We start from the raw sequence: 12,422 nt of genomic DNA on the forward strand, positions 1-12,422 counted from the left end.
AAATTTGAGGCCATCTTTCAGGGATGGTCACTAGCCCAGGAGGGATTTATGTGTACTTAGTAGCCCAGCCTCGGGAGAGGGCTTGAGGGTGAGGAAAAGCAGCGTGGTGCATCGAGTATGTAATTACCCAACCGATGGGGGCAGTTGGCTAGAAGCCTACCCGACACGCGATCAATCAGACTGGAGTCGGCAGAAAGTCGCGATTACCATAGGCCCTTCAGGAAGCTGAAAGTCAGATGAAATAAGGTTTCCGAGAAAACCTTTCCAAACTAGAATGCTGGGGAAGCCAGAGGCTGCAAGTCCCCAGCATTGGGGGCTCCAGGGGGCATAAAGAGCGGGTAATCTTCTTTGCCAAACTTTTCCTTACGTTATGGAAGATACGAGAGCACCCTCCTGCGGCAAAGCGGACATTGGCATAGCACTTAAAGATGATCGAACATGAATGGTAGGGCCTAGAGCTTTATATCCTCCACCACTTGCTGGCTCATTTTTTATCTGGATTGTCTCCAGCCCAGTTATCCGCCTCGACCGAGGTGTGAGATCTGGTTGCTTCGATTCCAACCACCGCCATCCATCCCAACCGTAGCAGTGGCCGAAGAGTCGCTGGTAACATCCCCCTGCTATCAACAAATGTCTTGCAAAATTCAGTATCTCTTTAGATTTCGGATGGTAATGCTGCAACCCTGGTTGACTCGCCACCATGCGCCCTTCTACACGGATAATAGCTACACCGCTACGGCTTTAACGGCTTTAAACTGTAGATAACTTTTGGCCTAAGCTGGGCACTCTGAGGTAAGCCTAGCAGGTTGGCCTGGGTTTACGAGATGCGAGGAAAGTTAACCGTTGTGTCAGGTTTCCCGTAGCATGGGGCACAATAAGCCCGTTCCAGAAGATTGGTCGAAAAATATGGGCAGATTCTGGTTTTAGCTGTTCCCCCAACAATATTGATGACGCAAACGGAGCGTTAGAGAATCCATGAGCATTGAAAAAATTGTTGAGCAAGCCCTACAAGATGGCTATTTAACCCCCGCAATGGAAGCGGAAGTTGGGCGAATTTGTGACACCGCTTCCGAATTGTCGATCGAAGAGTATATGGCGCTCGATCGCTTGATGGGGGCTTTGTTAACTGGAGAAGTCGTCGCCGTTCCCCGCAAACAGTTCATCAACGTGATGGAAGAGTTGGTCCTTACCGAGGCGATCGCCCGCGTAGCCGAAATCGAATCCAATTCTGATACCACGCTAGATTTAGGGGATATTGCGGCCTACGCCTTAAATCGCTTGCCACCACTCTATGCCACCACCGAGGAAGGGGCCTCCTTCCAACGCAATAATGCCAAGGTGGAATTGTCGGCATTGATTGCTGACCAGGTGAAGGAAGCGATCTCCCGTAGCCTCAATCAGCCCGATTTTTATCCTGAGCGACGATCGCTGAGCAAAGGGGCTACTGGCGAAAGCGTGTTGGGACAAGTCACCGACCTGCTGCAAGACTATGCCCATAAGTTTTCCCCGGAAACGCAAGGAGCCTCTCAATAAGGTCATGGTGATGACCGCGCACGAGGGCGTTGGGCGACTAGCCTAGCGCCCTCATTTTTCGTCTAGCGGTGCAGCCTGGATCGTTTCCACCTCAAAGTGATCGTGGCCATTCAATCGCCAACTCTGCATCGCTACATCGCCCTCGGCAGTAATCGAGAGAATTGGGTAGGAATATCCCGACCAGGCCAGTTGCCGATCGCGCTCGGAGGGTACAGCGGGATGATCGGGGTGCGAGTGGTAGATGCCCACAATCGACCAACCGCGATCGCGGCAGTCTCGTTGCGCGTGGAGCAAAATTTGGGGATCGATCCAAAAGCGGTTGCGTTTACTGGGGGAAGGCAAAGAGCGATCGTCCTCAGCAAACGGATTAACTGCTTCCGTCCAGGTGTTCTTGATCGGTAAAACCTCTGTGACCCGCGCGAGCTCTTGACGAGCATCATAGACCCCCAACAACAAGCCACAACACTCCTCGGGATAGCTCTGTGCGGCCTCGGTGTGCATCACTTGTATCTGCTCTGGCTGAAGAATTAAAGTCATGCTAACCATCAAATTGTGTTGGCATACTTTAGTGTGCCGTAACCTGACGTGGCTCATGTCCGTGACCCGAAGGATGCTTCCCCTTGATCAGCGGTAGCCTCATTCATAACGTCCAGCGTCACCGGGTTAGAACAGTCTCTGTGCCAACCTTGCAGCTGCTTGCCGCCACAAATCTTAAAGAGCGCTGGCCCGCTGTCAAGAGCTACTACGCTTCATTCCCAAACGCATTTCACCCGTAAATGGACTATGAAATCTCTTTTTAAAATGCTTGTGTAAATCTTATGAAATCAAGATGATTCGATGCCATCTTGTATTGTTATTTACACTTATCTCATTTCATTCAGGAGATCGTTGTGAAAAAAGTATATTTAGTCGGACTGGCCCTATTGGGCAGCTTAGGCGCTTTGCTGCCCGCCAAAGCGATGGCTCAGAGCAACTGCGTCAACTTGCAAGAAGTCACCAGTGGCCAAACTCAAATTCGGAAACAAATTCGGGTTGGCTTCTTGGGTCCTGGCAACATTCATACTGATTTTTCAGTGCCCCCGAACAGTGGCCTCCAGTTTTTTGAGGTCAGCTTTGTCCCCGAAAATCAAGCGCGCTATGATGCCGAAATCAATTTTCGGTACAGCAGTGGCGCTCAAGCGACCGTGTTTTCTTCAGGCGGTGATGTCACCCCTAATCAGGTGTATTCACGGTGGTTTGTGTCACCGACTGGCGATCTGCCGTTCTTAATCAACACGAGTGTTAGCGGTGAAAACAACACGGCTTACACCATCTCCGTCCGAGGTTGTCAAGACTTTTAAGGCGACTCTGTGACTCCGGCTGACGCCTCCTGAGGTGTCAAAGCCTGGGTCACAGCATCGACCACCTGATCCAGGGCGATCGCGCGGGAGGCTTTGAACAACACGCGATCGCCTGGTTGCAGCATGGCTTTGAGCCGTTCAACTAACTGCGGTGCTGCGTCAAACGTTTCCATGGAGACACCGCTGGCCCCATGGGCTAAAGCTTGGGTTTCTGCAGGGTCGGCCAGGGTCAGCAAAGCGTCCAGTTCCAGTTGCGCGACACACTTACCCACTTGCTCGTGCAGCCGGACGGAATGGTCGCCGAGTTCTTTCATGGTGCCGAGCACAGCAATGTGGCGCTGACCTGGGGTTTGCTTGAGCAAATGCAGCGCCGCCTGCATCGATTCCGCCCCAGCGTTGTAGGTTTCATCGAGCAATTCGATATCGTTGGGCAGGACGATACGCTGGGCGCGGCCACTGGGTAGCGTAACTGGCAAGCCCGACTGGAGGACTTGCCAATCGAGGTCAAAAGCTTGCATCACCGCGATCGCGGCCAGAAAATTCACCGCATTGTGTTGACCGGGCAAGGGCAAAGGCAGCGTCACGCCATTGACCTGAATCTCATGGGAGTTCAGCAACTTGCCCTGCACGTCGCCGCCAGTCAAACCATAGGTAATCTGCTGACCAGACCAGGCCAGCCCCGCAGTTTGCATCAAGCGCACATTGTCATAATTCAGCACGGCAATGCCATCGGGTGAGAGGCCACCGAATAGTTCGCATTTGGCATCGGCGATCGCCTGCTCCGACCCCAGCAGCTCAATGTGCGCGGTTCCCACATTGGTAATTACGGCCACGTCCGGTTCGGCAATTTGCGTCAGCTGGTCAATTTGTCCGGTCCCGCGCATCCCCATCTCAATGACGCCATAGCGATGCTCAGGGGTGAGTGCGAGCAGCGTCTTGGGAACCCCAATTTCGTTGTTGTAGTTGGCTTGGGTTTTAAGTACTGGGCCTTGAGTTTGTAGCGCCGCCGCGATCAATTCCTTGGTCGTCGTTTTGCCGACGGAGCCGGTCACGGCAACGAGCGGGGTCGCTAATTGCCGTCGCCACCAGCGGGCGATCGCTTGATACGCCGCTAGGGTATCGGCCACCTGGAGTCGCGGCTGCCCCTCGACGGGCTCCTGCACCATCACCCCCGCCGCCCCCTGGGCGATCGCTTGAGCCACAAAGGTGTGACCGTTAAAGCGATCGCCCGTCAGCGCTAGAAACCAATCTTGGGGGCTAATCTGGCGCGTATCCGTCGAGATGCCAAACTTCGCGGACAGCGCCAGTTCCCCGGCGTTATCGACCAGCGTGCCGCCAGTCACCGCCACCAGGTCTGACAAAGCGATCTGAAAAGCCAAAACGTCGTACTCCACAAGGATCAAGACTGGTGGCGGCGAGAATTTTCATGCCACTACGAGCCAGCAGTGCTGCCAGAATTCTCCCACAGGACTCCTACTTTTCAGAACATCGCCCTCGGACTATGCCCCTATGACTGCGACTGGGTGGTGGGCATGACTTGAGTCAGGGCCGTGTAAATCACCAGGGCGGAGAGGATGCCATTGATGGGCACGATGCCCCAGCCGATCTGATTGGTGAAGTAAGCGATCGCCGACGACGCCACATACGCAATGATGCCCGCCCAGTTAAATGCCGGTTGCGGTTCAGTAACCGCCGGAAATTGGCCGCGTCGGTTAATCCAATAATCAGCCATGATGATGCCGCCAATGGGGGGAATGAACGTGCCCAGCAAAATTAAATATTGCACCAGCATTTCGTAAATGCCGCCCCACGCCAGCACCAGCGCAAAGGTTGCCCCGCCTAGCACCAGCAACGTCCGCTTGTTAGTGCGAAACATGTTGGAACCCGCGATCGAGAAGGCGTAAATCGTGTTGTCTTGGGTCGTCCACATGTTGAAAAAGAACAAGATCAGGCCCCAAATCAACAGACCCTGCGTAGCCATCACCTGCACAATATCGGGCTCGCCATAAACCTTGGCGCAAAAAGCCCCGCTAAAGATCAAAAAGCCATTCCCTAAAAAGAAGGCAATCAGCGTCGCGATAAATCCAGCCTTGCCCGACTTGGCAAAGCGGCTCCAGTTGGTGGACTGGGTGCCCCCCGACACAAAGGTGCCGACAATAATCGTGATGGCCGCGCTCAACGGTAGGGGATCGCCTAGTTCAGTTCCTTGTAAGCCGGCAAAACCGCCCACATCACCCGCCGCAATGGACAAACTCCACACCATCAGGATCAACATGGCGGGGACGGCGATGCGGCTGAGCCAATCCATCGCTTTGTAACCAAAGTACGCGGTGGAACAAAACCCGTAGGTGAAAAACAAAATGATGAACCAGTTCCACGATTCGGGCACGCCCGCCAGATTGTTAAGCAGCTGCGCCATGAGGGCTGAACCCCAGGCATACCAGCCAATTTGCGTAAAACCCAGAATAAAATCGACCCAGCGCGACCCGACGCTACCAAAGCTAAAGCGCGCCATCAACACGGTGGTGAGTCCGGTTTCTCCGGCGATGAAGCCCAAAAAGGCCGCATACAGGCCCAAGATCAGGTTGCCGAGCAGGATAATGCCCACGAGATCGGGCCAAAACTGAAAAGAGGGGCCAACCAGTCCACCCGCAAATAAGGTGCCAGAGTATAAGGTAAAGCCGACCAAAATCGGGGCTAGCGAGATCATGGATTTGCGGGCTGATTCGGGCACCGGACTCAAGGGGTAATCTTCCGATTTACTGGCGGTGGGAGGCGTTTCGAGCACACTGGTCATGGGGAACACCAAAGATAGACAACAGCTTTAGAATCGAGCGATCGCAAGTGCTCAGGATTACTTTGAAACCCAGCATTTTTACAGGGTGGTGACCACTACTACTTTGCAGCGTGCAGCCACAGATAATCCAGGCAACATTGGGTGGCATTCTAAAAGACCGGGCCAGGCTTAGGTGTATCCGTTGCAACGTGATCGCGACGCAACCACACCCTGCACTGGGGACAGACTAGGATCATGATGCTGGCAGTTTAGCGGTGTCGCGGTCAGCAAAAGTGATGGCCCGGAAAGGGGAATCCCCCTGTATTGTGAGGAGATAAGGCGATCGCGCGTAGCATGGCAAAATTTCAAAAATCTCAAGGGCAATCGGCCCTCCGCTCCCAAGACTTACTCGCCTTTTATCGGCGGGTGAGTCAGTCGCTGTTAACCGTGGTCGATGTGGAAACGACGGGGTCTTTGCCCTATCGGGGAGCCCGCGTAATCGAGGTATCCGTCTTGCAAGCCAGCCTCGCCGATGGCATTTTGCATCAGGAAACCCACTTGATTAATCCTGGGGTGCGAGTACCCGCGATGATTACCCGCATCACCGGGATTAGCCAAACGATGGTGTCTCAGGGCGTGTTTCCCGAAGAGGTGTGGCCCGACTGTCTCGATCGCTTCGAAACTGGCGTGCTCACCGCTCACAACTTGGAATTTGACTATCGCTTTTTACAAGCGGAATATCGACAGCTGGACTACGCCTTTAAGCGGCCGGTACCCGAGCAACTGTGTACCGTCTTATTGTCGCGGCTATTGCTGGCCGATTTGCCGTCCCGCAGTCTGCCCAATTTGGTGCAGCATTTCGGGTTTGAGGTGGGGACTTCTCACCGGGCGGGGGCCGATACTCGGGCCTGCTGGCTACTGGCCGAGCTGCTGTTGCAGCAAATTCAATCAGAGGATGAAGCGTCCCTGCTACAGCGGTTTGGGCGACAGTGGATTCGCCTCAAGGATGCGGCGACCATTCTCGCTTTACCGGCAAAAACCGCCCAGCAACTGTTGACTGAGGCCAGCATTGAGAGCCGTTTTTCTAAACGCAAAAATCGCCCCCTTTACCGCCGAGGGGATGTGGAGCGGATCGCCCAAGAGCGCTCTGGCGAGCAACTTTCCATCCAGGTGTAAGGCGCGATCGCACTCCACCGAGCACTCTATTAATCAAGGGGACGGTTCCCTCGAACGGTTCTCTACTATGTCGAGTGATCCCCCAGGGAACCGTCCCCTTCGCTGCTGCGACACACCGCTCACGAACCAGGCATCTCAGTACATTGCGAAAATCGCCAGCAGGCCGCACCGACCTGTAATACTCATTAACTATGAGATTTACTAGGCTCACTAGATTGCATTGCCTATGGCTAACCCGTCTTTTTCGACCAGTCGTCACCCTACCGCGCCCGATCCCTGGCTAGCAGTGAACTATGCCCTAATTTTTCCTGGCTTCGGGCAGTTATACAGTCGCTATTGGTGGAAGGGCGGGAGCTTAGTGGCGATCGCGATCGCGTCGATAATTTACTGCATCTGGTCAATTTTTGGCGCTCACGGCAACACCGTCCACGGTTTTTGGGCGGCGGGCTGGTTAGTCGTGCTGTATAGCTTCAGCATTTTGGATGCCTATCGCGGCACCCAAGCAAATTATGGTCAGCGCATCACGGTGCCGCAGGGGCGAAAAGATGTTTGGTACGCCGTGTTCTTATCCCAGGTGTTGCCGGGCTTAGGACATCTGTATATCCAGCAGGCTATCCCTGGCGGACTGTGGCTCTTGGCAGGGCTGCTCACCGCTTGGCTGGCCAACCAGCAGCCGCTGCTGGCCCCCATTCCCCCCGCAATTTGGGCTTTTAGCTGCTATCACGTCTATCGCAACTTTCCAGGGCAATCTCGACGCACCTCTACCGCGATCGCGCTGCTCATTTTGGGGCTATTTATTACTCGATTAGTCCTTGGCAACACCCCCAACTGGATCGACCAGAATTTCATCCAAAGCATTGTGCCCAGCGAGTCGATGCTGCCGACGCTGCAAGTGGGCGATCGCTTATTTGTGCGACCGAGCCCCAGGTATATCCCCCAAAGAGGCGACATTGTGGTCTTTGAACCGCCAGAGGCGCTACGGGCAATGCTGCCACCCGCCAGTCAAGAGAATTTATTTGTCAAGCGGATTATTGGCAAACCAAGTGAAACGGTAGCCGTCACGGGCGGGCAAGTTTTGATCAATGAAGTTGCCCTGTCAGAAGATTATGTGCGATCGCCCGCCGCTTATGAATGGGGGCCAGCGACCGTGCCGCCCAATCAATATTTCGTGCTGGGCGACAATCGCAATGAAAGCGGCGACTCCCATGTGTGGGGGTATCTACCCGCCGAGCAGATATTGGGGCGGGGCTACAAAATTTACTGGCCCCCAGACCGCATTCAACCGCTGCCCGGTGGCCGTTCCAGGCCGTGAAGCCAAGGGGGCAAGGGCTGACGGAAAAAGCGCTGAGGAATCTGCAACCCAATAAAACACCCGGTCATTCCGGTTTCGACTTCGCTCAACCTACCAGCATCGAGAGTTGAGCGAAGTCGAAACTCGGGCTATGGGGCTCTTATTAACGCGCAAGTCCCTGAGCTGTCTTTTCAGCCCAGAGCATCGAGTAACTGCTGCTTTGCGGTTGCCAGCGCTTCTGGAAGTTTGGCTGCATCCCGTCCGCCCGCTTGGGCCAGGTTGGGCCGTCCCCCGCCGCCGCCACCGCAGAGTTTGGCGATCGCGCCAATGAACTTGCCCGCCTGCAACTTTTGCTCCATCACTTGCGGGCTAAAGGCCGCGACCAGACTCACTTTGCCTTCCTCCGGCACGGAGCCGAGCACAACTGCGCCTTCGCCCAGCTTTTGCTGCAATCGTTCCGCCGCTGTCTTGAGGGCATCGGGAGCCACGCCCGGCATTTCCGCCACGAGCACTTTCAGGTCACCGATCGCTTCAGCGTCGTTCACCAACTGATCCGACTTGACAACAGCCAGTTCGGACTTCAGCGCCTCCCGTTCTTTTTGAGCAGACTTGAGTTCCGCTTGCAGGCTGGTGATGCGATCGGGCACTTCCTCCGGCTTTACTTTGAAGCGTTCGGACAGGTCGCGCACCACGGCATCACGCACGTTCAGGTAGTCCAACACCGCCGGCCCGGCGACGCCTTCAATCCGGCGAATCCCCGATGCCACACCGGTTTCCGAAATAATCTTGAACAGCCCGATCTCTGCCGTGTTGCTGACGTGGGTGCCGCCACATAGCTCCATCGACACGCCGGGGAAATCGATCACCCGCACTTCCGCCCCGTACTTCTCGCCAAACATGGCGATCGCCCCCCGCTTCTTCGCTTCCTCAATGGGCATCTCTGCCACCGTCGCGCCATGGCCTTCGGCAATCCAGGTGTTGACCTGCTCTTCGACCTGCTGCACCTCCTCAGGCGTCAGCGCTCGCGGACAATTGAAGTCAAACCGCATCCGGTCAAACGCCACCAGCGAACCGGCCTGGGAAATGTTGTCGTCCACAATCTTTCTCAGCGCAGCTTGCAAGAGGTGAGTCGCGGTGTGGTTCGCCATGGCCCGCCGCCGACAAGCGCGGTCAATCTGCGCCGTGACGTGGTCGCCAACCTGCACCGTGCCCCGCTCGACCCGCCCCAGGTGAAGGAAAAAGTCGCTCTCTTTCTGCACATCCTCCACGCGGATCACCGCATTGTCGCCAGAGAGGTAGCCGCGATCGCCAATCTGCCCGCCGGACTCCGCATAGAACGGCGTCTGATCCATCACAATCTGCACTGCCGTGCCCGCTGCCGCCGCCGACTGGGAAATCCCCTCCACCAAAATCGCCTCGACCTTACTGGTGCTCACCGGGTCGGTATAGCCCAAAAATGAGGTGGAATGGACGTGCTCCGCCAGAACATCTAGGCTGCCCTGCGCCGTCAGGTCAATGGTTTCGTGGGCGTCTTTGGAGCGCTGACGCTGCTGCTCCATCTCAGTTTCAAACCCGGCAGCATCCACCGTCAGCCCTTGCTCTTCAGCAATTTCCTGGGTCAGCTCCAGCGGAAAGCCGTAGGTGTCGTACAGCACAAAGGCATCCGCGCCAGAGATTTGCTGCGGGTGCTTCGCGAGAATCTCCGCCAGCAGCTTTTCGCCCCGTTCCAGGGTTTCCAAAAAACGCGCTTCTTCGCGCTCCAGTTCGCCTTTAATCGCCGTTTCGCGCTCGCGCACATTGGGATACACGGATTCCGAAAGGGCGATCGCGGTCTCCGCGACTTGATTCACAAAAGCCCCTTCAATCCCAATCAGCCGCCCGTGACGCACCACCCGCCGAATCAGTCGCCGTAAAATGTAGCCCCGTCCGACGTTAGACGCCGCGATGCCGTCCGCAATCATGTGCACAACAGCCCGCACGTGGTCGCCAATCACCTTCAGAGAAACCTGCGTTGGCTCGTCGCATTGGGCGTAATCTAAGCCAGGAATTTTGGCCGCCGTTTCAATGATGGGAAAGATCAGGTCAGTTTCGTAGTTGTTAGGCTTCTGTTGCAGAATCTGGGCCATGCGTTCCAGCCCCAGCCCGGTGTCAATGTTTTGCTTTTGCAGTGGCGTCAGGTTGCCCTCGGCATCGCGGTTGTACTGCATAAAGACCAGGTTGTAGAACTCGATGAACCGCGAGTCATCTTCCAGGTCAATGTGCTGATCGCCCAGTTCAGGATGGAAGTCGTAGTAGATTTCCGAGCAGGGGCCGCAGGGGCCGGTGGGGCCAGAGGTCCAAAAGTTATCTTCCTCGTCCATGCGCAGGATGCGGTGAGGCGGTACGCCAACTTGGTCGCGCCAGATGGCAAACGCTTCGTCATCTTCCCGAAAGACGCTCACCACTAGCCGCTCTGCGGGCAGTTGAAAGACTTCGGTGGAGAGTTCCCAGGCCCAGGCGATCGCCTGCTCTTTGAAATAGTCACCAAAGCTAAAGTTGCCCAGCATTTCGAAAAACGTGTGGTGCCGCGCTGTTCGCCCCACGTTCTCAATGTCGTTGGTGCGAATGCATTTCTGCGAGGTGGTGGCGCGATCGACCGCCGCCTGTCGCTGTCCCAAAAAGATCGGTTTGAATTGCAACATGCCGGCGATCGTCAACAGCACCGTCGGGTCTTCGGGCACCAAGGACGCACTTGGCAAAATCTTGTGCTGCCGCTCAGCGTAAAACTCTAGAAAAGTTTTGCGAATATCCGCTCCGCGGGTCACCACTGACTGAGACTGAGATGTAGGCATAGGACGATGGGCAATCTGAGCGCAAGCAAATTTGACAACTGTTTATCTATTGTGAGGGATGTTAGCCCATCTGGTCAGCAAAGCCAAACAAACTTGGGGAACTCAGAGCAGCCCCGGCACTCACTTGGTTCTCGGCCCAGCCGTTGACTTCACGCCCCATCGGTTGACTCAGTGAGAAACGCAACGGGCAAAACATTCGGTGCCCCTTGCCATGTTGAAAACTGTAATCGCCTTACCGGTGTTGGCCCACCGCCTGGCGGCAATCTGAACATTGCACAGTGATTGCACCGCCACAACGTTCCGCAGCCACCGATCACTCAGTCGGATTGATCACCTCGCCAAATCAAGAATTACGGACAGTCTGGACTGAGGGGTGAGCCCATCTGTGCAAAGAAACAGGATTTGGTAAAGTGACCCCACAGCCGAGCCAACATGAGCACAGTGATGGGCCTGCGAGCGATCGCGCTCCGACAGTCACCTCAGGATTCGCAGTCAGTCGCCCGCGATAAATCTGTAGTGCAGACTAACGTTTTCTTTAACGGCGACTTTATTTTGTTTTATGCGGAACCGCTGACAGCGCATTTGTAGCTAATTTCAGCCAATTCAATGATTGGCTATTTTGACCACCATCGCACCCCTGTAGCCGATATCGGTGCATCCCCTATTTTGAGAGCATACCCATGAGTGAGTCCACGAACCCTGCCATTCCCAACCACGCCGAACAGCAAGCCCAACTCGACCTGCTGCACTCAGTTTTAGACTCGGCCTCGACGATGCCCTGGCATCCCTACAGCCCAGCGGCGACTCAGTATTTTGATCAACTTGAACAAACTGTGGCCGATGAACTCGGTGACGAGCTCGAAATCGCCTCGCAATGGTCAAAAGTTTCGGCCTTGGCGACCGCTCTGTGGGCGTCATCTGACGACAGCCTGCTGACCACGTTGGCCCAAAAGTTTGGTGACCGGATGCCCCAGGCACTGCTGGCGCAGTTAACGACGCAGGTGCAAGCCGTGGCCCAAAACGGTCAGACGCTGATGGACCAACTCGTGACAGCAGCTCAAGCGGTGGTGACTAATGTCGCGGTGGATGACTTACAAGTGGTCGCCCGACCCATGGCGATGGCGATGCGCAGCGGTAAAGCTGACAGCATCGAAGCTGCCGTGCAGTCAATTCGAGCCGTTGATTGGGACGAGTTGTCGGAAATGGAGCAGGCAAAACTGAGTTTGGCGATCGCCCGCTATGCCCTGGCGAAACTCGACGCCGAAGCCTGATACCGCCTGCTGGCTAATCATATAAATTCAGTTTGGCCTGAAAACTGAGTCAAGTTTCAGTTTCGCAACTCTCTCGATACGCTCAAGGCTGAAGTGAGAGTATGGCACCATGAGTAGTATGCTAGATCGCCATGCAGGAAGACGCTACCGAATTGCGACAGCTGATGACGAAACATGACTTGACGAGACTCGGAAGATGGCAAC

General features: G+C 55.4%; 10 protein-coding genes. 6 read left to right on the top strand and 4 right to left on the bottom strand.

Annotation, left to right across the window (positions count from 1 at the left end):
• The first annotated feature begins 975 nt into the window (after positions 1-975).
• Positions 976-1,533, top strand: coding sequence for a late competence development ComFB family protein (locus JUK32_RS09195; RefSeq protein WP_204138562.1), 558 nt, complete (start codon positions 976-978; stop codon positions 1,531-1,533).
• A gap of 51 nt (positions 1,534-1,584) precedes the next feature.
• On the opposite strand, the gene JUK32_RS09200 is transcribed toward JUK32_RS09195, so the two are convergent.
• Positions 1,585-2,070, bottom strand: a complete 486-nt coding sequence (locus tag JUK32_RS09200) for a M67 family metallopeptidase (protein ID WP_204138563.1) — start codon at positions 2,068-2,070, stop codon at positions 1,585-1,587.
• A 353-nt stretch (positions 2,071-2,423) separates the two neighbouring features.
• Here JUK32_RS09200 and JUK32_RS09205 point away from each other — a divergent pair, with 353 nt between their 5' ends.
• Complete coding sequence (locus JUK32_RS09205; RefSeq protein WP_204138564.1) at positions 2,424-2,873, top strand: hypothetical protein; 450 nt, start codon at positions 2,424-2,426, stop codon at positions 2,871-2,873.
• Here the strand turns inward: JUK32_RS09205 and murF are convergent.
• A complete protein-coding gene (gene murF, locus JUK32_RS09210) occupies positions 2,870-4,252 on the bottom strand; it encodes a UDP-N-acetylmuramoyl-tripeptide--D-alanyl-D-alanine ligase (RefSeq protein WP_239112485.1) in 1,383 nt (460 codons plus the stop codon). The two genes, JUK32_RS09205 and murF, sit on opposite strands and share 4 nt — an antisense overlap.
• 128 nt (positions 4,253-4,380) lie before the next feature.
• Complete coding sequence (gene codB, locus JUK32_RS09215; RefSeq protein ID WP_204138565.1) at positions 4,381-5,670, bottom strand: cytosine permease; 1,290 nt, start codon at positions 5,668-5,670, stop codon at positions 4,381-4,383.
• A gap of 333 nt (positions 5,671-6,003) precedes the next feature.
• Here codB and JUK32_RS09220 point away from each other — a divergent pair, with 333 nt between their 5' ends.
• Together JUK32_RS09220 and lepB are read left to right on the top strand one after the other, a co-directional pair.
• Positions 6,004-6,825, top strand: coding sequence for a PolC-type DNA polymerase III (locus JUK32_RS09220; RefSeq protein ID WP_204138566.1), 822 nt, complete (start codon positions 6,004-6,006; stop codon positions 6,823-6,825).
• A 226-nt stretch (positions 6,826-7,051) separates the two neighbouring features.
• Positions 7,052-8,137 (top strand): signal peptidase I, encoded by a 1,086-nt coding sequence (gene lepB / locus JUK32_RS09225; RefSeq protein ID WP_204138567.1) that lies wholly within the window; start codon positions 7,052-7,054, stop codon positions 8,135-8,137.
• 170 nt (positions 8,138-8,307) lie between these two features.
• Here lepB and alaS read toward each other — a convergent pair whose 3' ends face one another.
• Positions 8,308-10,947, bottom strand: coding sequence for an alanine--tRNA ligase (alaS, locus tag JUK32_RS09230; protein WP_204138568.1), 2,640 nt, complete (start codon positions 10,945-10,947; stop codon positions 8,308-8,310).
• A 432-nt stretch (positions 10,948-11,379) separates the two neighbouring features.
• On the opposite strand from alaS, the gene JUK32_RS09235 reads away from it, so the two are divergent.
• Entirely contained in the window at positions 11,380-11,535 is a 156-nt protein-coding gene (locus JUK32_RS09235; protein ID WP_204138569.1) for a hypothetical protein, read from the top strand.
• A 92-nt stretch (positions 11,536-11,627) separates the two neighbouring features.
• Complete coding sequence (locus tag JUK32_RS09240; protein WP_204138570.1) at positions 11,628-12,218, top strand: hypothetical protein; 591 nt, start codon at positions 11,628-11,630, stop codon at positions 12,216-12,218.
• Positions 12,219-12,422: the final 204 nt, after the last annotated feature.

Origin of the sequence: Halomicronema sp. CCY15110, from assembly GCF_016888165.1 — a bacterium.
In the GTDB taxonomy this organism is placed as follows: domain Bacteria; phylum Cyanobacteriota; class Cyanobacteriia; order Phormidesmidales; family Phormidesmidaceae; genus Halomicronema.

Bases quoted from the DNA above. Each gene is read 5' to 3' on its own strand.
- JUK32_RS09195 (WP_204138562.1), top strand. From the start codon at position 976: ATGAGCATTGAAAAAATTGTTGAGCAAGCCCTACAAGATGGCTATTTA.
- JUK32_RS09200 (WP_204138563.1), bottom strand. From the start codon at position 2,070: ATGACTTTAATTCTTCAGCCAGAGCAGATACAAGTGATGCACACCGAG.
- codB (WP_204138565.1), bottom strand. From the start codon at position 5,670: ATGACCAGTGTGCTCGAAACGCCTCCCACCGCCAGTAAATCGGAAGAT.
- JUK32_RS09220 (WP_204138566.1), top strand. From the start codon at position 6,004: ATGGCAAAATTTCAAAAATCTCAAGGGCAATCGGCCCTCCGCTCCCAA.
- lepB (WP_204138567.1), top strand. From the start codon at position 7,052: ATGGCTAACCCGTCTTTTTCGACCAGTCGTCACCCTACCGCGCCCGAT.
- alaS (WP_204138568.1), bottom strand. From the start codon at position 10,947: ATGCCTACATCTCAGTCTCAGTCAGTGGTGACCCGCGGAGCGGATATT.
- JUK32_RS09235 (WP_204138569.1), top strand. From the start codon at position 11,380: ATGAGCACAGTGATGGGCCTGCGAGCGATCGCGCTCCGACAGTCACCT.
- JUK32_RS09240 (WP_204138570.1), top strand. From the start codon at position 11,628: ATGAGTGAGTCCACGAACCCTGCCATTCCCAACCACGCCGAACAGCAA.